Source organism: Gelatiniphilus marinus (assembly GCF_042684345.1).
Taxonomy (GTDB): domain Bacteria; phylum Bacteroidota; class Bacteroidia; order Flavobacteriales; family Flavobacteriaceae; genus Gelatiniphilus; species Gelatiniphilus marinus.
In genome coordinates, this window is record NZ_JBHULK010000002.1 from 260,133 (window position 1) to 278,169 (window position 18,037).

Sequence of the window (18,037 nt, forward strand, 5' to 3'; positions counted from 1 at the left end):
AAAGCTGTTACAATACACGGCGCGCTTGCACAAAGGCAAAATACCAATACCGTTCTGCTAAATTAGAAGTAATAACGCCTTTGCTGGTAGAGGCATGTATAAACTCTACATGGCCCAATTGCGAAGCCGTTACAATGCCAACATGGTTTACTTTTCGGCTGTTTTTTCTGGTTGCAAAAAAGAGCAGATCGCCTTTTTTCACTTCTTTTAAATCTATCCAATTGCCAGTAATGGCCAAATCTTTTGTGGTTCTGGGAAGCGCAATGGCTTCACTTTTAAATGCCGTGTAAATTAAACCCGAGCAATCCATTCCTCGTTTTGTAGTGCCGCCGTATTTATAGCGTACACCTTCAAATTTTTTAGCATAATCAACAATATCGTTGGCTTTAAAAAGTGGTTTTGTTTCAACTTTTTTAACAGCTACTTTTTCTTTTTTAGTTTTTGATTTTGACGATTTGCAACTGCTAAAACTAACGATTAATAAAAGTATAAAAATAAACTGCTTCATAATTAAAACTAAGACTGTAAAGATTTGTAAATAAGTTTTGCTGTTTTTTCGCTGGCGCCTTTACCACCTAATTTTTTTTCTAAATCGTAATAATCCAAAAACAACTGTTTTCGTTTTTCAGAATTGAGTATTAGTTCCAATTCTTGCTTTAATCTTTTTTTATTGAAATCGTTTTGAATAAGCTCGGTAACCACTTCTCTGTCCATAATTAAATTTACCAACGAAATATATTTTAATGTGATAATGCGTTTTGCTATTTGATAAGAAATATTACTGCCTTTGTAACAAACCGCTTGCGGTACTTTAAACAATGCCGTTTCTAATGTTGCGGTGCCCGAAGTTACCAATGCCGCTGTTGAAATACTTAATAAATCGTAGGTTTTATTATCGATAAAGCTAACAGTCGAGTTTTTAATAAAGGTTTTGTAAAACCCGTAATCTTGACTTGGCGCCCCTGCAATAACAAATTGGTAATCCGGAAAATCGTTAACCAAACTTAGCATTACCGCAAGCATTTTGGTAATTTCCTGTTTTCGGCTGCCGGGTAAAAGTGCAATAATGGGCTTGTCTGTTAGTTGGTGGGTTTTTCTAAACTCAAACTCGTTAACTTGATTTCTATCGGCAATGGCATCAATTAGCGGGTGGCCCACAAAAGTAACATTGTAATTAAATTTATCTTTATAAAACTCTTTTTCAAAAGGCAGGATAACGTACATCGCATCAATATCCCTTTTAATGGCATGTACTCTATTGGCCCTGGATGCCCAAACTTGTGGCGAAACGTAATAATTCGTTCTAAAACCTTTTTGTTTTGCCCATTTTGCAATGCGCAAATTAAACCCCGAATTATCAATAAAAATGATAACGTCTGGATTGTAAGATTCAATATCTTTTTTACAAAACGCTATGTCTTTAAATATTTTATTGAGGTTCATTATAACTTCAATAAAACCCATAAATGCGCGCTCTTTGTAGTGTTTTACCAAGGTGCCGCCAACATTTTGCATAAGGTCGCCGCCCCAAAACCTAAAATTGGCATTTGCATCTTGTTTTTGCAATGCCTTCATTAGGTTAGAGGCATGTAAATCGCCCGAGGCCTCGCCAGCAATAATGTAATATTTCATTGTTTAAAAGAGTTTAAAAACAAAGGTAAAAACGGCAATACAAACAGTAATTAATAAAACACCTCTGGCACGATAATCTTGTTTCTTTTTTATAAAGATAAAAAAGGCCCCCAGATTTAAAATTGCCCCTAAACTTATTAATTTACCCAAAAAGCCTTCTAATGCGGCACTTTTAATAACAGTTGTAAAATCGTCTCCACCGCCTAAAAGGGTTGCTGCTAAAATGAGTCCAATTATATTTGCTGCACACCCTACTAGCATGCCTATAAAAATTTCTTTTTTCATGTGCTTAAATTTTGCAACTGTTTGCTGTTAGGTAGTTAAATTATTTAATTTGTTATTGGTTTATTTATAATCCGTTGGGGTTTAAATTCCAGTTGTTTAATGTTTTTATGTGCTTGTGCGCTGTTAAATCGAATTGTGTTGGTACTACCGATACGTAATTGTTTTCCAGTGCCCATTCGTCGGTATCCTTGCCGTCGTCTAAGTTAACAAATTTTCCAGAAAGCCAATAATAATCGCGCCCCTGCGGATTTTGTCGTTTCTCAAAGGCTTCCACCCAATTGGCTTTGGCCTGTCTGCAAATTTTTATGCCTTTTATGTTTTCTTTTGAAACATTTGGTATGTTTACGTTTAAAACCACATTTTTTGGGATGCCGTGTTTTAAAGCGTTTACGGTAATGGTTTTTACAAAGGGTTTGCAGGCCTCGAAATTGGCTTTCCAATTATAGTCCAACAACGAAAAACCAATGGCCGGAATCCCTTCTATACCAGCTTCAATAGCAGCGCTCATGGTGCCAGAATAAATAACGTTTATAGAGGAGTTAGATCCGTGGTTAATGCCAGAAACGCACAAATCGGGTTTTCTGTCCAGAATCTCCCTAACCCCAAGTTTTACACAATCTGCTGGAGTGCCGGAGCAGCAATGTTCTAATTGCGGTTCATTTGCGTTGTCAATTTGCCAAACATATAAGGTCGAGTTTATGGTAATGGCATGCCCCATACCGCTTTGCGGGCTATCTGGTGCAACAACCACTACATCGCCCAGGGTGTTCATTACTTCAATTAAGGCCCTAATGCCAGGGGCGTTTATGCCATCGTCGTTGGTAACTAAAATCAGTGGTTTTTTTGTCATAATTTTGATTGTAAAAACTTCGCTAAAATACATAATTTAGCCAGTAAACACTTAATTTCTTTCCTTTAACAAAAAATTAGTAGCCCCAGCGTTAGTTGGCATGGTTTTTTCTTTATTTTAGTGAAAAAAATAATAATTGATATATTGCATCATAGTTGTTTTTTAATATTCAAGAAAAAGATAAACCCATGAAAAATATTATGAAGAGGAATTATAAAGTACTGCTGTTAATGCTGCTACTGGCATTTGCATCCTGTAGTTTTACAACAAAATCTTTTGATGATTCTGATAAAGACAAAATGTTAATACACATAATAAAAAACGTGTTGCAACAACTTCATTTTGATCCTATTGCCATAGATGATGCCTTTTCCGAAGAGTTGTTTACGGGTTATATTGAAACCATGGATCCTTTAAAACGTTACTTTTACGAATCTGATTTTAAGGATTTTGAAAACTATAAATTAACCATCGACGATCAGTTGAAAATATCAGACCTTACCTTTTTCAACCTAACTCACCAGCGTATGCTAAAGCGTATTCAAGAAGCCAAATCGTTATACAAAGAGGTGTTGTCTAAACCATTCGACTATACAAAAGATGAGGTTTTCGATACCAATTCAGAAAACACCGCGTACGCCAAAAACAGAAAAGAGTTAAAAGAACGCTGGAGAAAACAGCTTAAGTTTTCAACCCTTAGCAATTACGACGATATTTACCAACAGGAAAAACAAGCCAAAGAAAAAGACCCCTCGTATGTCATGAAAACCGAAACGGTTATTGAAAAAGAAGCGCGCGAGGCCACCTTAAAATCGTTAGACATATATTTTAACGATAATATAGACGATTTAAAACGCGAAGATTACTTTGCTGTTTTTGTAAACGCTATTGTAGAGCAGTTCGATCCGCACACCTATTATCTAGCGCCACGCAGTAAGGAGGTTTTCGACCAACGGATGTCTGGTAAACTTGAAGGTATTGGTGCCGGACTTCAAAAACGAATGGACTATATAAAAGTTACATACCTAGTTTCCGGCGGTCCTGCTTGGCGCGGTAAAGAACTCGAAATGGGAGATGTTATATTAAAAGTAAAGCAAGAAAATGAAGACGCCTCGGTTAGTATAGTAGGTATGCGAATAGACGATGCCATTAAGTTAATAAAAGGGCCAAAAGGCACTAAAGTAACCTTAACCGTAAAAAAAGTAGATGGCACCATCAAAGACATTACCATAACCAGGGATATTGTAGAATTAGGCGAAACCTATGCAAAATCGTCCTGGGTAGAAAAAAATAACAAAAAATACGGAGTTATTAATCTGCCTTCATTTTATCTAGATTTTAAAGACTATAAAAAATTAAATGCTGCCGCAGATGTTAAAAAAGAAATCGAACTGTTAAAAGCCGAAGGAATTGAGGGATTGGTCCTTGATTTACGCAACAATGGCGGAGGCTCTTTGCCAGCCGTTGTAGATATGGCAGGCCTGTTTATTGAGGAAGGCCCTATTGTACAAGTACGCTCGACAACTAAACCCAAAGAGGTTTTAAAAGACAAAGATAAATCCATTACCTGGGACGGGCCATTGGTTATTTTGGTAAACGAAATATCGGCCTCGGCATCAGAAATTATGGCTGCTGCCATGCAAGATTACAAGCGCGCCATTATTATTGGTAGCAAACAAACTTACGGGAAGGGAACGGTTCAAAATGTGGTGAATTTAAACACCATTGTTAGAAACAGTTCTGCTGGAGATTTGGGCTCATTGGCATTAACAACACAAAAATATTATAGAATCAATGGGGGGTCGGTACAGTTGGAAGGCGTAAAGAGCGATGTTACAGTGCCAGGGCGATTTAGCTTTATAGATGTGGGTGAAAAAGATAAGGAAAACCCTTTGCCTTGGGACGAGATTGATGCTGCCAACTATAGTCTGTGGGACGGGTATTTTGATTACGACAAAACCATTAAACGCAGCAAAGAGCGCATGCAAAATAATGCCCAATTAAAACTTATTGAAGACAATGCTAAATGGGTAAAAAGTAAGATTGACGAAACCTTAGTGCCCTTAAAATACATGGCTTATAAAGCAGAAAATGAATTGAACGAAAAAGAATCTGAGCGTTTTGAAGCCATTTCCGAGTACAAAACCAACCTAACGTTTTCATCGCACGCTTACGAGCGTAGCCTTTTTGAAAGCGATACTACAGATTTAAAAGAAAAACGCCAACGCTGGCACCAAAGCTTAAGTAAAGATGTTTATATCGAGGAGGCATTAAATGTGTTGGAGGATTTAAAAATGTCTTACGCCATTAAAAAAGTAGCTACTGTAAAAGATTAGGATACAAGTAAGCGAGCTGTGTATAGCGGAGTCTAAGTAAGCCAAAGGTAACGCCCAAATCGGGTTATTGTTTATTTTGGTTTTTTACAGTGTAATATCTGGTATAAAACGAATTTAAATGCCTATTGGCATTACCATGGAAAACAAACTGTTTTAATTGAGAAAGTATGGTTTAGTTAATGGCAAAAGGCGCGCTTAGCCTAAATGTGGGTATGGCAACTTGAAACTTTTTGGTAGTGGTAAAGTTTACCATATTATAATGCCCTAGCATGGCGCCAAAAGGCGAGGTTAACAAGCAGCCCGATGTATAGGTGTGAGATTCGCCTGGTTTTAAAACAGGTTTAAGGCCTATAACACCTTCGCCGGAAACAGTTTCAGTATGGTTAAGGGCATCCAAGATTACCCAATAGCGCGAGTTTAGCTGTACCGAATCTTTGCTTTGGTTTTCAATGGTTACCGTATAGCCAAAGGCATAGTTTATTTTATAGTTCTTATAAAACGAGCCTTCGAAATTGGTTTCGACCGAGATTTTTATGCCACTTGTTACTTGTTGAACCATGTTAACTGTTGATATACAATGGGTTTTGTGGGCTAAATTAATAAATATTACATTTACAATAGCAATATTTGGCATCAATGATTAAAAATATGGGTTAAACGGTGCTTTTATTGGGTGCTAATTGGAGATGTTTACCGAGTTGCCCTCACCCAAACCAATTATTTTGTCGTAACGTGCGCCTAAATCCCGGTAATATACAACCACTTTGTAATTGTTTTCAGTTTGGTAAAAGTTGCCGCTTATTGCGCCTTGGTCTAGTTGACCACTATTAAGAACTACATATTTATAGTTGTAAAAGCCTTGTTTTAGTAACAATTGTTTTGTGAATACGTAATTGTATTCGTCGTAAATCATTTTGGTACTTTCATCAACTGTGTAGTTGTTAAAGTTGCCGTAAATGTGTATGGTTTTGTTTTTTAAAGCATCACCACGATAATTTTTTGGAGCCAATAACGAAAAATGAACCCAAACATAGTCGGCCTCAATACTCGGGTTGTCGGCATCTACATGGGTTACTAAATAGTTACCGTTAATATCGGGGTTGTAGGTGTAGGGTTTACTTGCTCTTTCCGTATTGGTAAATAAATAGTTATGGTACAGATCCTTTAAATCTATTTGCCTTACTCCAATATTTGCGGCTCTAATATCCTTGTTTTCAAAATATAAATACTCGTTTCCGCCCCAAAAACTAGATTCGGTATCGTATTTGTAAATCAGTTTATTCCCAATGGTGTATTGTGGTTTTAAATTAGAAATAGCTGTATTCAAATTATTATTTTGAATTATTAACGTTTTTACATTTTGTTTTGGGTTGTTAAATGGCATGTTCTTTGACGAAATAACAATATCTACACGTTGCTTTTCTTCTATAAAATGCAAGTCTCTAGAGCGCTTAATGCTAACGCCTACATTGGTTTTGTTCTCGTAAATCATAAATTTTCTAGAGAAAACAAGTTCGTCGTCATCATTAAAAATACTTATTAGATAGTTGCCCGAAACCTTTAAGCGTTTGGTTTGCGCATTAGGAATGGTAAGTTTATAATGCGAGTAAATTTGATAGGTGTTCAACGAATTTTCGTAATCTCTAATCCGCTGATTGTCAAATCCGTCCATGTATTCAGATTTAACCAAAATTGAAGGTGTCCAATCAAAGTTAAAATGTTCTATTTTGTAGTAATAATCTTCTTCTTTGCCGTTTAGGGCATCAAATTCCAAAACCATATACTCGCCAAGTTTTACAATAGGCAATTGGCTTTCTTTGGTATTGCCTTTAAATGCAATTGTTTTGATGTGATCTGGCGGATTAACTTCCTTGACTTGCGAAATAAGCAATGTTGGAAAAAATAAAAAAACGATGGTTTGTTTAACGTTTAATAACATTTTTAGATTTTTTTTTTGCATAAAGATAAACAAATATAATGCCCAAGTGCGTTTTGTTATTTAGAATAGATATAAATAATAGACATGGTTTTTTTAGAATGATTTTTTTATCTATTATTTCGTATTTTTGCACGGATTTTTAGACAACTAATTTCAATAAAAATAAATATGTCAAAAGACATTCGCATTAAAAAAGGTCTAGACATTAAACTTAAAGGTGAAGCTGAAAAAACCTTAGAACAGGCTATTTTAAGCAACTTTTATACTTTAAGACCTGAAGACTTCCACGGCGTTATTCCTAAATTAATTTTTAAAGTTGGAGCTAAAGTAAAAGCGGGCGAGCCCGTTTTTTTCGATAAATCCAACGAAAACGTAAAGTTTGTTTCTCCTGTTTCTGGTGAGATTGTAGATATTGTTCGTGGCGAAAAACGCAAAATATTATCTGTAAAAATACAAGCAGATAAAGTACAAACCTACCAAGACTATGGTAAATTTAATCTAGATGCTGCAAAACCCAATGAGGTAAAAGCACATTTGTTGGCTACCGGTTGTTGGCCGTTTGTAAAACAACGCCCATACGATGTAATAGCAAAACCAGACCAATCGCCAAAAGCTATTTTTATTTCTGGTTATGCCAGTGCGCCACTAGCAGCCGATTTAGATTTTACCCTGCAAGGCAAAAAAGCAGAATTGCAGGCCGCAGTTACAGCACTTGCCAAACTAACAGAAGGTAAGGTGCATATATCAGTTGGTAAAAACTCTAATTCGCCATTAGCCAATCTTTCTGGTGCAACTATTCATAAAGTTTCTGGACCGCATCCATCGGGTAATGTGGGTACACAAATTAATAAAATAGATCCTGTAAATAAAGGCGAAGTGGTTTGGACGGTAAATCCGCAAGACTTGGTTATTATTGGAGAACTTTTGTTAACCGGTAAATTTAATGCAGAACGTATTGTAGCGCTGGTTGGTTCTTTAGTTGAAAAACCAAGATATTTTAAAACTAAAATAGCTAGCGAAATAGCTACTATGGTTTACGATAAGGGCATTGCTAAAGACGCCCATGCACGCCTTATTTCTGGCAATGTTTTAAGTGGCAAGCAAGTGCAGCCCGATGGTAGTTTAGATTATTACAGCAATGTAATTACAATAATTCCCGAAGGTGATGATTACGAGTTTTTTGGATGGAACAAGCCCATTTTTAACAAAATTTCTACATCAAGAGCCATGACATTTTCTTGGTTAAACCCAAAGAAAAAATACGATTTAAACACCAACACCAATGGCGAGCATCGTGCATTTGTAACCACTGGGACTTACGAAGCCGTTTTTCCTCTGGATATTTATCCGATGCAGTTATTAAAAGCTTGCATGTACAAAGATTTAGACGAGATGGAAGCTTTGGGCATGTACGAAGTAGCACCCGAAGATTTTGCCTTAACAGAATTTGTTTGTGTATCTAAGCAACCCCATCAAAAAATTATTAGAGACGGGTTGGACTTGATGCTTAAAGAAATTGGGTAATATACCGGTGGCTAAAGTTCTTGAAGCGACATTTTAAAACAATAAACTTAAACAAATGGGTTTAAAAGAGAATTTACATAAATTTAAGGAAAAGAATAAAAATAAAAAGTGGTTGCCCGCATTTAATGCCATTCACACATTTTTATACTTGCCAAACGAGACCACGCACAATGGGACTCATATAAAAGTAGCCGACGATTTAAAACGTACCATGAATACCGTTATTATGGCCATGGTACCTTGTTTGATTTTCGGAATGTTCAATGCTGGCTATCAGCACCACCTGGCATTGGGAGAGATTCAAGCTGCAGCCGGAGGTTTCTTTAGTCCAGAATTCTGGACCATGGATAACTTTTTAGTTGGGTTCTGGAAAATACTGCCCATATTAATCGTTTCCTATGGTGTTGGATTGGGTATTGAATTTATATTCGCCATAATTAAAGGGCACGAAGTAGAAGAAGGTTATTTGGTAACCGGAATGCTCGTACCACTTATCGTACCCGTCGATATTCCACTTTGGATGCTTGCCGTAGCTGTAGCATTTGGTGTTGTAATTGGCAAAGAAGTATTTGGAGGAACCGGAATGAATATTTTAAACCCAGCATTAACCATTAGGGCTTTTTTATTCTTCGCCTATCCAACTTGGATGACTGGTGATAAGGTATGGGTGCACGGAGCCGTAGAGCGCGATAAAATGATAGCGGCCGGAGAAAATCTAGATGCCATTTCTGGCGAAACCGTGTTAGGGTATTTGGCACAAGGTAAAGAAGTAGCCTACTCGGTTTCAGATATGTTTCTTGGTTTTATTCCAGGTTCTATCGGTGAAACTTCAACCTTGCTCATCCTTTTAGGAGGTTTGTTTTTAATCTTCTCTAAAATAGGAAGCTGGAGGATTATGTTATCTTCTGTTTTGGGGGCCATAGTTATGGGCTTGATATTTAATGCTGTTGTAGATGCTGGTTGGATTGCCCAAAGCAGTAAATTCTTCGGGTTAATGAGCACGGCATGGTGGCACCACCTGCTAATAGGCGGATTTGCCTTTGGTACAGTATTTATGGCTACCGATCCTGTAACCGCATCGCAAACCACCAAAGGAAAATGGATATATGGTTTTTTAATAGGATTTATTGCCGTTATGATTCGTGTGTTCAACCCGGCATACCCGGAAGGAATTATGCTAGCCATTTTATTGATGAATGTGTTTGCTCCAACAATCGATCATTACGTTGTGCAAGGCAATGTAAAGAAAAGACTAAAACGTTTAAAAGCTAAAGTAGCATAACGATGGAAAAAAGAACAGATAAAAATTCGTACACCATAATATTTGCCACAATTATGGTTATTGTGGTCGGCGCCCTATTAGCCTTTTTAGCCTCGTCCTTAAAACCCATAATTGTTGAAAACCAACGTTTGGAAAAACAACAAAACATCCTGTACGCTATGGGCGTTAACGATAACGACGAAACCACTGCTAATTTTGTGTCAACCAAAGATGCTCCAGAGTTGTTTTCAAAATACATAAAAAAACAGCTGGTAATCCAAGACGGTAAAGTGTCTGAAAACGATAAAGCCTACCTAATCGATGTAAAAAAAGAACAAGCTAATGCCAAAGCAGGTAAAGCAAGACGCCTGCCGCTATTTGTTGGCGAAAAAGATGGCGAAACGTATTATATAGCTCCAATTAGAGGGAAAGGCCTCTGGGATGCAATATGGGCCTATGTAGCCATGGACAAAGATATGGTAGTAAAAGGTGCTTATTTTGATCATAAAGCTGAAACCCCAGGTTTAGGGGCTAATATAAAGCAACGTTACTTTATGGACGATTTTATTGGAGAGCATTTAATGAACAATGGCGTTTTTAAAGGTATAGACGTTGCCAAAGGGAATGCAGATCCAAAAAACGAAGATAAAACAGATAATGAAGTAGATGCCATAGCAGGAGCAACCATTACTGGCGATGGCGTATCGGCAATGATAAGAAGCGATTTAAAGCTTTATGTGCCATATTTTGAAACTTTAAAAAACTAGAATAAAGTAGAAAGTGTACTTAAGTACCTTAAATACTTAAAGTTAAAATGACAAATAAAGAGTTTGCTGAAAAATTAGAAAAACGAACAGTAAAGTTTGCAATTGAAATTATAAATTTGTCAGTAAGTTTACCTAAAACAACAGAGTCTTTAGTTGTAAAAAACCAGCTAACAAAGTCTGGAACAAGTATAGGCGCTAATTATAGAGAAGCCAATAGAAGTAGAAGCAAAAAAGATTTTAAAAATAAAATTAAAATTAGCTTAGGAGAAGCAAGCGAAACAGATTATTGGTTAGAAATTATAGAAGAAATTAACTGGATAAATAAAAATGAAATTAATGATTTAAGAAAAGAAGCTAAAGAGTTACTAGCAATTTTCACATCTATTGCGAATAAACTTTAGACACTTTAAGTACTTAAAACTTTAGACACTTAAAATTATGGGCTTACTTTCAAAAAAAGACAGCAAATTAATACTAGATCCATTAGCAGATAATAACCCTATTACTATTCAAGTATTGGGTATTTGTTCGGCATTAGCAATTACTGCAGAATTAGAAGCATCAATAGTAATGTCTATTTCAGTACTATTTGTAATGGGCGTTGGTAACGTGGTTATTTCGTTAATGCGTAATGTAATACCATCAAAAATCAGAATTATAGCGCAACTAATTGTTGTAGCTACATTAGTAATTATAGTAGATTTAGTACTAAAAGCATTCGCTTACGAATTAAGTAAAACACTTTCGGTATTTGTTGGTTTAATCATTACCAACTGTATAATTATGGGACGTTTTGAGGCCTTCGCTCTGGGCAATGGCATATGGAGATCGTTTCTAGATGGCATAGGTAATGCTCTTGGTTATGGCGTTATACTAGTTATTGTAGGCTTTTTTAGAGAATTACTTGGTTCTGGTACCTTATTAGGAATACCAGTACTAGGCGATCCTATTGAAAAAACAGGTTTGTATGCCATAGGCTACGAAAACAATGGGTTTATGCTATTATCGCCCATGGCATTAATTGTAGTTGGAATCATTATTTGGGTACAACGCACAAAAAATAAAGCATTAGTAGAAGATCATTAATTAGAAAGTACTTGAAGTATAAAGTGCCTTAAATACTTAAAGTTGAAAAAAGAAAAACATAATTATAGGAAAACTTTAGGCACTTATAACTTAATGAACTTATAACATAAGAAAATGGAACATGTAGAATTATTTTTCAAATCAATTTTTATAGATAACATGGTGTTTGCAACCTTCCTCGGGATGTGTTCTTACCTAGCCGTATCTAAAAAAGTAAGTACAGCCGTTGGACTTGGTGCTGCTGTAATTTTCGTATTAGCAATAACGGTACCTTTAAACTGGTTGTTAGATCAGTACCTTTTGCAACCCGGAGCTTTAAAATGGGTTGATGGAAGTGCAGATGGCGAAGGCTTTTCAGGAATGGATTTAAGTTTCCTATCGTTTATCATGTTTATAGCCACCATTGCAACCATGGTACAATTGGTTGAGATTGTAGTCGAGAAATTCTCACCTTCACTTTATAACTCACTTGGTATTTTCCTGCCTTTAATTGCGGTAAACTGTGCTATTTTAGGAGGCTCGTTATTTATGCAATCTCGAGAAATAGCAACCTTAGGTTTAGCATTAAATTATGGTGTAGGCTCAGGTATAGGCTGGTTTTTAGCAATTTTAGCCATTGCAGCAATTCGTGAAAAAATTAGATATTCAAACGTGCCACCTGCCTTACGAGGTTTAGGAATTACATTTATAATTACAGGTTTAATGGCCATTGGTTTTATGAGTTTTGGAGGGATGCTAACCGGAGGCGATGAAGAGGCTCCAATGCAAGAACAAACAGCTTCGGTAAATAAAGAAGCAAAAGAAAATATTACGTTGAGCACAGCCAAAACGTCTGAAAAAAAAGTAGTTGCTAACAACATAAAAGTAAATGAGTAATATGATTTTAGCCGCAAGTACATTAGGAACAATTATAGCAACGGTAACAGCCTTTTTAGTTATAACGTTGTTGTTGGTAGCATTACTATTAGTTGTAAAACAAAAACTATCGCCTTCTGGCCCCGTTAAAATAACCATTAATGGCGAAAAGGAAATCGAAGTAGCATCTGGTGGCACCCTGCTAACCACTCTAGGCGCACAAAAAATATTTTTACCATCGGCATGTGGTGGTGGCGGTACTTGCATACAGTGCGAATGCCACGTTCTAGAAGGTGGTGGAGAGGCGTTGCCCACAGAAACCCCTCATTTTACCCGTAAAGAATTAAAAGATGGTGCGCGTTTATCCTGTCAGGTAAAAGTTAAACAAGATATGGTTATAACCATTCCAGAAGAAGTGTTTGGTATTAAAAAATGGGAAGCCACCGTAGTGCGCAACTACAATGTAGCCTCATTTATAAAGGAGTTTGTTGTAGAAATCCCCGAAGACATGGGCTACAAAGCAGGCGGCTACATACAAATTGAAATTCCGGAATGCGAAATAAAATATTCGGATATAGACATAACAGCACATCCCGAAGAGCACGATTCGCCAGATAAGTTTCAAGAAGAGTGGGACAAATTCAATCTCTGGCCTTTGGTAATGAAAAATACCGAAACCGTAGAACGTGCCTATTCTATGGCCTCTTTTCCTGCTGAAGGACGAGAAATCATGTTAAATGTACGTATTGCAACCCCACCATGGGATCGTAATAAAAACGGATGGATGGACGTAAACCCAGGTGTTGCTTCATCGTATATATTTGCCCAAAAACCAGGTGATAAAGTAACCATTTCCGGGCCTTACGGAGAGTTTTTTATAAACGAATCTGAAAGCGAAATGCTATACGTTGGCGGTGGAGCAGGTATGGCACCCATGCGCTCGCATCTATATCACCTCTTTAAAACCCTAAAAACCAACAGAAAAGTAACTTATTGGTACGGTGGGCGCTCTAAAAGAGAACTCTTTTACCTAGATCATTTTAACGAGTTGGAAAAAGAATTCCCTAATTTTAAATTTTACTTAGCTTTGTCTGAACCCTTGCCAGAAGATAATTGGAAAGTAAAAAAAGATATTAACGACGAAGAGGGCGATGGATTTGTTGGCTTTATTCACAATTGTGTGATAGATAATTATCTGAACCATCATGAATCACCAGAAGACATCGAGCTGTATTTCTGTGGCCCGCCATTAATGAACAAGGCCGTTCAGAAAATGGGAGAAGATTTTGGTATCCCAGACGAGCATATTAGATTTGATGACTTTGGAGGCTAAAACTTAATTGTCATTCTAAGTTTTTCTTTTTTGAAAAACATAAAATCTTTAGATTGAAAACTAAATTAAAACCCAATGCGAAAGTATTGGGTTTTTTTATGTCCAAATTATAAAAGCTTAAAGCTAAACCTGTAATTCGTGCTTGGGCTTGTTATGTTCAACCTCAAAGAGTTTTGTGTATTCCATAACATTGTTAAGGTCGTCCAATTTACATAAATAGCTAATAACAGCACACAAACCATCAAACAACACATCGTTATCTTTGGGGTTTTTAGGTTTATTATTTTTATGGTTAAGCGGTAATTGATAACCACAAGCAGTTAAAAAAACAGCTTCAATCTGCAATAATTCCAAAGGGGAATAGCCATTAAATTTTCTTCCTAAATTCTGGTGAACCCGCCCAATATAATTAAGCTGTAATGTACCGTGGTAATCAGATAAATGTTTCCATCCATCGGTTTTATCCAGTATATTTCCAACGGCGCATTGTTTACAGCATTCGGGAAACAGTTGGTTGCTATGATAGGCTGTATAAAGTTTTTTTATTGCAGATTCTAAACGAAAAGAAGTTTTCATAAATTGAAAATTTGGTATATAAATTACAAAAAAAATATGAATTAATAATGTTAAATTTGCATTATGGGCAAGCCACTAACAAATCAAGAACTGCACAATTTAGCCATGAACCACGTTGGGAAAGATTTAGAGCAACGCGGTTTCGAGTTTATTGCCGTAAACAGTAAACTTAAAAAACACCCGCAATTTGTGTGCATCGATAAAAATAAACAGTATTATTTTGTTATTGTTCGCGCAGTAATATTGCCCGATAACCCTAATAATTACGATGTAGTTTGGATGGAATCCTTTAAAAAACATGCCCGTAAGAATAATGCTAAAGTGCTTTATGCGGGTGTGGGTTTGGCTAATGTGAACAACAAAAAACTGCCCATATATTTAAACGAAGAATATCTTATGGAATATAACGGCATACAGGTTTTAGAAACTAATTTGAATTAAAAAAAGTTGAATTGTTGCGTTATTGCGAGGAGGTACGACGTCGCAATATTTTGATAATAACTATAAATTAAACAGATTGCCACGTCACTTTCGTTCCTTGTTATGGCGGATTATTCATTATGAAACGAATTTTAATAGTATCTTTTCTGTTTTTCTTAATTCTTTCCTGTAAAAAAGAAGTTTATAAAAACACCATACTCGAAGGTGCTATTTTTGGTACGTATTATAGAGTGACTTATAATTCTAATATTGACTACCAAAAGCAAATAGATAGCTTGTTTTACGCAATAAACAAGTCCATGTCAACCTATCAAACAAACTCAGACATTTCAAAATTAAACAGAAATGAAAATGTTCAGGTTGATGCGCATTTTATGAAAGTATTCAAAACTTCAAAAGCTATTTACAATAAAACCAAAGGTGCTTTCGATCCAACAATCGGAGCCGTTGTAAACGCATGGGATTTTGGTCCGGAAGGGAAAATTGCAAATCTAGACAGTCTTAAAATTGATAGTTTGATGCTATCAGTTGGTTTGAATAAAGTGAAATTTACAAATAATAAAGTTGTTAAGCCTAAAGGAACTTTTATAGATTTTAACGCCATAGCAAAAGGTTATGCCGTTGATGTGGTTTCAGAATTTTTAGAAAGCAAAAATGCAAAAAACCATTTAGTCGATATTGGAGGCGAATTGCGAGCCAGCGGTATTAACGTTGAAAAACAATTGCCTTGGAAAGTAGGTGTGGAAAACCCGAATTTTGATGGTACGCAAACTATAAATACGGCAATCAGTTTAAAAGATAAAGCTATGGCAACCTCTGGAACTTACCGAAAGTTTAAAGTAGATCAAAACGGTAATCGTTATGCCCATATTATCGATACAAAAACGGGCTACCCAAGTAAAACCAATTTGCTTAGCATTTCTGTAATTGCAGATGATTGTATGACTGCCGACGCCTATGCAACGGCTTTTAAAGCTATGGGTATTGAAAAGATAAAAGCGTTTTTAAAAACACACCCCGAACTTAAAGTGTTTATAATTTTTGAAAATGAAAATAAAGCTTTGGAAACCTTGGCTTTAAATGATTTTCCTGAAAGTTGATTAAACTGTCATTCCTGCGAAGGCAGGAATCCATTTTTAATTTAGTTTCATTTAGAAAGATTCCTGCCTTCACAGGAATGACATAATCATTTAAAACAAACCGGAATAATCTCGCCTTTTGCCAAACAATATTTTTCTATCGCTTCCGCGGAAAGTTTAGAGGTATAATCAACTTCTTCAACTTTAAAACCTATACTACGTAATTTATCAAAATAATCGCGACCATAAACACGAACATGGTCGTACTGCCCAAAAATTTCAGCGCGTTCTTTTTTATCAGTTATCGAATCGTCTTCAAAAGTTTCGGCTCGATTTAAATCTTGCGGAATTTGAAGAACAGCCATTCCGTTAGGTTTTAAAACGCGATATAATTCTTGCATCGCTTTTCTATCATCAGGAATATGTTCTAAAACATGGTTGCATAAAATAACATCGTAAATGTTATCTTCAAAAGGAAGGTTGCAAATATCGGCTTTTACATCGGCTAAAGGTGAGTTTAAATCTGTAGTGGTGTAATTCAGATTTTTCATGGTTTTAAAGCGTTTGTAAAAAGCTTGTTCTGGCGCAAAATGAAGAATTTTTTTTTCTGATGAAAAGAAATCGGTTTCATTTTTTAAAAATAACCATAAAAGTCTATGGCGTTCTAAGCTTAATGTTGATGGCGAAAGCACATTGTTGCGTTGCGAGCCATATCCATAAGGTAAAAAGGTTTTAAAACTTTTGCCGTCAATAGGATCGGTGTATGTGTTCCCTCTTAAAAAGAAAGCTAAAATTGGGCGAATAATATAACTTAACCTAATTAGTAAAGGTCTCGGGATTATGTTTAGTATAATTTTGAAAATTTTTTTCAAAAGTGATTATTTATAATCTTCACGAACAGGTGAAAATGTGTCAATTACAATACAATTTGTTAAAGCATTCGCACTATGGATAGCGTTAGATGGTATAACTGTAATTGAATCTGGCTCTAAAACCTGAGTAACACCATCAATTGTCATTTCTAATTTACCAGAAATTACTTGTGTGATTTGCTCATGAATGTGAGAATGAGCAGGTAAAATAGCTCCTTTTTCAATAGTAATATACCCAATTGTATTAGTGTCGGTATGAATGTATTGCCCAATTATACCTTCAATAAGTTTTTTCTTTGGTATTCCTGAAAATTTGTAGGTCATAAGTTATAAAACCAATTGTTTCTGCCTAAACTCATCCTCCTCATCACTTTCAATTCCTAGAGCTTCATAAATATAAGCAAACGTTGAAAGCAACTCTGGTTTACCATTTACAAGTGCTACATCGTGTTCAAAATGTGCGCTTGGTTTTTTGTCTAGAGTGGTAATGGTCCATCCGTCTCTGTGTTGTTTTATACGTTGCGTTCCCATATTAATCATGGGCTCTATGGCTACAACCATGCCTTCAATAAATTTTTTGCCTCTACCGCGTTTTCCGTAGTTTGGCATTTCAGGATCTTCGTGCATTTTACTGCCCAAACCATGGCCAACTAATTCCCTAACCACGCCGTATCCGTGGTCTTCACAGTATTTTTGAATGGCATAACCTACATCGCCAACACGATTTCCTATTTTAAATTCCCTAATCCCAACATATAAAGATTCTTTGGTTACTTGGAGTAGTTTTTTGGTTTCGGGGGCTATTTCGCCAACAGGGAATGTGTAGGCATGATCGCCATAAAACCCGTTTTTTAAAGCGCCACAATCTATGGATATAATATCGCCTTCCTTTAAGGGTGTATTGGTGGGAAAGCCATGAACCACTTGTTCGTTGGGGCTCATACAAAGCGTATTTGGAAAGTCGTACAAACCTAAAAAACCGGGTATTGCTCCTTGGGAGCGAATATATTCTTCGGCTAGTTTATCTAGTTGTAAAGTTGTAACTCCTGGTTTAACTTCTTTTGCCAGCAATCCTAATGTTCTTGAAACTATTAATGCGCTTTCTCGCATCAATTCTATTTCTTCGGGTGTTTTAACTACAATCATTTTTTTTAAATATGTGCAAAGATAATTAAAACCTATATTGGTTTTTTATAAAGTA

At 36.1% G+C, this 18,037-nt stretch carries 20 protein-coding genes; 10 read left to right on the forward strand and 10 right to left on the reverse strand.

The features are described from left to right. Positions 1-7: 7 nt before the first annotated feature. The 4 genes from ACFSQS_RS06235 to surE form a co-directional block, all read right to left on the reverse strand. A complete protein-coding gene (locus ACFSQS_RS06235) occupies positions 8-508 on the reverse strand; it encodes a C40 family peptidase (RefSeq protein WP_388015772.1) in 501 nt (166 codons plus the stop codon). Between the two features lie 8 nt (positions 509-516). Continuing rightward, positions 517-1,632, reverse strand: a complete 1,116-nt coding sequence (lpxB, locus tag ACFSQS_RS06240; protein ID WP_388015775.1) for a lipid-A-disaccharide synthase — start codon at positions 1,630-1,632, stop codon at positions 517-519. A gap of 3 nt (positions 1,633-1,635) precedes the next feature. After that, a complete protein-coding gene (locus tag ACFSQS_RS06245; protein WP_388015778.1) occupies positions 1,636-1,917 on the reverse strand; it encodes a hypothetical protein in 282 nt (93 codons plus the stop codon). Positions 1,918-1,981: 64 nt separating this feature from the next. Further along, the gene (surE, locus tag ACFSQS_RS06250; protein WP_388015781.1) at positions 1,982-2,767 is read right to left on the reverse strand and encodes a 5'/3'-nucleotidase SurE; all 786 of its coding nucleotides are present in this window, start codon (positions 2,765-2,767) and stop codon (positions 1,982-1,984) included. Between the two features lie 200 nt (positions 2,768-2,967). On the opposite strand from surE, the gene ACFSQS_RS06255 reads away from it, so the two are divergent. Continuing rightward, entirely contained in the window at positions 2,968-5,103 is a 2,136-nt protein-coding gene (locus tag ACFSQS_RS06255) for a carboxy terminal-processing peptidase (RefSeq protein ID WP_388017204.1), read from the forward strand. A 172-nt stretch (positions 5,104-5,275) separates the two neighbouring features. On the opposite strand, the gene apaG is transcribed toward ACFSQS_RS06255, so the two are convergent. After that, positions 5,276-5,662, reverse strand: coding sequence for a Co2+/Mg2+ efflux protein ApaG (gene apaG, locus ACFSQS_RS06260; RefSeq protein WP_388015784.1), 387 nt, complete (start codon positions 5,660-5,662; stop codon positions 5,276-5,278). Between the two features lie 117 nt (positions 5,663-5,779). Continuing rightward, positions 5,780-7,042, reverse strand: a complete 1,263-nt coding sequence (locus ACFSQS_RS06265) for a type IX secretion system plug protein (protein ID WP_388015787.1) — start codon at positions 7,040-7,042, stop codon at positions 5,780-5,782. A 168-nt stretch (positions 7,043-7,210) separates the two neighbouring features. Here ACFSQS_RS06265 and ACFSQS_RS06270 point away from each other — a divergent pair, with 168 nt between their 5' ends. The 7 genes from ACFSQS_RS06270 to nqrF all read left to right on the forward strand — a co-directional run bounded on the left by ACFSQS_RS06270 (position 7,211) and on the right by nqrF (position 13,868). Beyond that, positions 7,211-8,566, forward strand: a complete 1,356-nt coding sequence (locus ACFSQS_RS06270) for a Na(+)-translocating NADH-quinone reductase subunit A (RefSeq protein WP_388015790.1) — start codon at positions 7,211-7,213, stop codon at positions 8,564-8,566. Between the two features lie 55 nt (positions 8,567-8,621). Next, positions 8,622-9,848 carry an NADH:ubiquinone reductase (Na(+)-transporting) subunit B gene (locus tag ACFSQS_RS06275; protein ID WP_388015793.1) on the forward strand — a complete coding sequence of 409 codons (1,227 nt, stop codon included), beginning with the start codon at positions 8,622-8,624 and terminating at the stop codon, positions 9,846-9,848. Positions 9,849-9,850: 2 nt separating this feature from the next. Beyond that, entirely contained in the window at positions 9,851-10,594 is a 744-nt protein-coding gene (locus ACFSQS_RS06280) for a Na(+)-translocating NADH-quinone reductase subunit C (RefSeq protein WP_388015796.1), read from the forward strand. A 47-nt stretch (positions 10,595-10,641) separates the two neighbouring features. Beyond that, on the forward strand, positions 10,642-10,995 hold the full coding sequence (locus ACFSQS_RS06285; protein WP_388015799.1) for a four helix bundle protein: 354 nt from the start codon (positions 10,642-10,644) through the stop codon (positions 10,993-10,995). Positions 10,996-11,032: 37 nt separating this feature from the next. After that, positions 11,033-11,680: an NADH:ubiquinone reductase (Na(+)-transporting) subunit D gene (locus ACFSQS_RS06290; RefSeq protein ID WP_388015801.1), complete on the forward strand. Its 648-nt coding sequence runs from the start codon at positions 11,033-11,035 to the stop codon at positions 11,678-11,680. Positions 11,681-11,794: 114 nt separating this feature from the next. Next, positions 11,795-12,556, forward strand: a complete 762-nt coding sequence (gene nqrE, locus ACFSQS_RS06295) for an NADH:ubiquinone reductase (Na(+)-transporting) subunit E (RefSeq protein ID WP_388015804.1) — start codon at positions 11,795-11,797, stop codon at positions 12,554-12,556. Between the two features lies 1 nt (position 12,557). Beyond that, a complete protein-coding gene (gene nqrF, locus ACFSQS_RS06300; protein WP_388017206.1) occupies positions 12,558-13,868 on the forward strand; it encodes an NADH:ubiquinone reductase (Na(+)-transporting) subunit F in 1,311 nt (436 codons plus the stop codon). Positions 13,869-13,991: 123 nt separating this feature from the next. Here the strand turns inward: nqrF and ACFSQS_RS06305 are convergent, their stop codons facing one another. Continuing rightward, on the reverse strand, positions 13,992-14,444 hold the full coding sequence (locus ACFSQS_RS06305) for a Na(+)-translocating NADH-quinone reductase subunit F (RefSeq protein ID WP_388015807.1): 453 nt from the start codon (positions 14,442-14,444) through the stop codon (positions 13,992-13,994). A 63-nt stretch (positions 14,445-14,507) separates the two neighbouring features. On the opposite strand from ACFSQS_RS06305, the gene ACFSQS_RS06310 reads away from it, so the two are divergent. Next, positions 14,508-14,885 (forward strand): Na(+)-translocating NADH-quinone reductase subunit F, encoded by a 378-nt coding sequence (locus ACFSQS_RS06310; protein ID WP_388015810.1) that lies wholly within the window; start codon positions 14,508-14,510, stop codon positions 14,883-14,885. Between the two features lie 119 nt (positions 14,886-15,004). After that, the gene (locus ACFSQS_RS06315) at positions 15,005-15,985 is read left to right on the forward strand and encodes an FAD:protein FMN transferase (RefSeq protein ID WP_388015813.1); all 981 of its coding nucleotides are present in this window, start codon (positions 15,005-15,007) and stop codon (positions 15,983-15,985) included. Between the two features lie 86 nt (positions 15,986-16,071). Here the strand turns inward: ACFSQS_RS06315 and ACFSQS_RS06320 are convergent, their stop codons facing one another. Genes ACFSQS_RS06320 through map form a run of 3 tightly spaced genes read right to left on the reverse strand, consistent with a single transcriptional unit; the run spans position 16,072 to position 17,982 of the window. Then, positions 16,072-16,836: a class I SAM-dependent methyltransferase gene (locus ACFSQS_RS06320; RefSeq protein WP_388015816.1), complete on the reverse strand. Its 765-nt coding sequence runs from the start codon at positions 16,834-16,836 to the stop codon at positions 16,072-16,074. 6 nt (positions 16,837-16,842) lie between these two features. After that, positions 16,843-17,160, reverse strand: coding sequence for a cupin domain-containing protein (locus ACFSQS_RS06325; RefSeq protein WP_388015819.1), 318 nt, complete (start codon positions 17,158-17,160; stop codon positions 16,843-16,845). A 3-nt stretch (positions 17,161-17,163) separates the two neighbouring features. Then, positions 17,164-17,982, reverse strand: a complete 819-nt coding sequence (gene map, locus ACFSQS_RS06330) for a type I methionyl aminopeptidase (RefSeq protein ID WP_388015822.1) — start codon at positions 17,980-17,982, stop codon at positions 17,164-17,166. Between the last annotated feature and the right edge of the window lie 55 nt (positions 17,983-18,037).

Coding starts and splice junctions, on each gene's coding strand:
- ACFSQS_RS06275 (WP_388015793.1), top strand. CDS start 8,622: ATGGGTTTAAAAGAGAATTTACATAAATTTAAGGAAAAGAATAAAAAT.
- ACFSQS_RS06325 (WP_388015819.1), bottom strand. CDS start 17,160: ATGACCTACAAATTTTCAGGAATACCAAAGAAAAAACTTATTGAAGGT.
- ACFSQS_RS06270 (WP_388015790.1), top strand. CDS start 7,211: ATGTCAAAAGACATTCGCATTAAAAAAGGTCTAGACATTAAACTTAAA.
- ACFSQS_RS06235 (WP_388015772.1), bottom strand. CDS start 508: ATGAAGCAGTTTATTTTTATACTTTTATTAATCGTTAGTTTTAGCAGT.
- map (WP_388015822.1), bottom strand. CDS start 17,982: ATGATTGTAGTTAAAACACCCGAAGAAATAGAATTGATGCGAGAAAGC.
- surE (WP_388015781.1), bottom strand. CDS start 2,767: ATGACAAAAAAACCACTGATTTTAGTTACCAACGACGATGGCATAAAC.
- ACFSQS_RS06305 (WP_388015807.1), bottom strand. CDS start 14,444: ATGAAAACTTCTTTTCGTTTAGAATCTGCAATAAAAAAACTTTATACA.
- apaG (WP_388015784.1), bottom strand. CDS start 5,662: ATGGTTCAACAAGTAACAAGTGGCATAAAAATCTCGGTCGAAACCAAT.
- ACFSQS_RS06265 (WP_388015787.1), bottom strand. CDS start 7,042: ATGTTATTAAACGTTAAACAAACCATCGTTTTTTTATTTTTTCCAACA.
- ACFSQS_RS06285 (WP_388015799.1), top strand. CDS start 10,642: ATGACAAATAAAGAGTTTGCTGAAAAATTAGAAAAACGAACAGTAAAG.
- ACFSQS_RS06315 (WP_388015813.1), top strand. CDS start 15,005: ATGAAACGAATTTTAATAGTATCTTTTCTGTTTTTCTTAATTCTTTCC.
- nqrF (WP_388017206.1), top strand. CDS start 12,558: ATGATTTTAGCCGCAAGTACATTAGGAACAATTATAGCAACGGTAACA.
- ACFSQS_RS06255 (WP_388017204.1), top strand. CDS start 2,968: ATGAAGAGGAATTATAAAGTACTGCTGTTAATGCTGCTACTGGCATTT.
- ACFSQS_RS06280 (WP_388015796.1), top strand. CDS start 9,851: ATGGAAAAAAGAACAGATAAAAATTCGTACACCATAATATTTGCCACA.
- ACFSQS_RS06310 (WP_388015810.1), top strand. CDS start 14,508: ATGGGCAAGCCACTAACAAATCAAGAACTGCACAATTTAGCCATGAAC.
- ACFSQS_RS06245 (WP_388015778.1), bottom strand. CDS start 1,917: ATGAAAAAAGAAATTTTTATAGGCATGCTAGTAGGGTGTGCAGCAAAT.
- ACFSQS_RS06290 (WP_388015801.1), top strand. CDS start 11,033: ATGGGCTTACTTTCAAAAAAAGACAGCAAATTAATACTAGATCCATTA.
- lpxB (WP_388015775.1), bottom strand. CDS start 1,632: ATGAAATATTACATTATTGCTGGCGAGGCCTCGGGCGATTTACATGCC.
- nqrE (WP_388015804.1), top strand. CDS start 11,795: ATGGAACATGTAGAATTATTTTTCAAATCAATTTTTATAGATAACATG.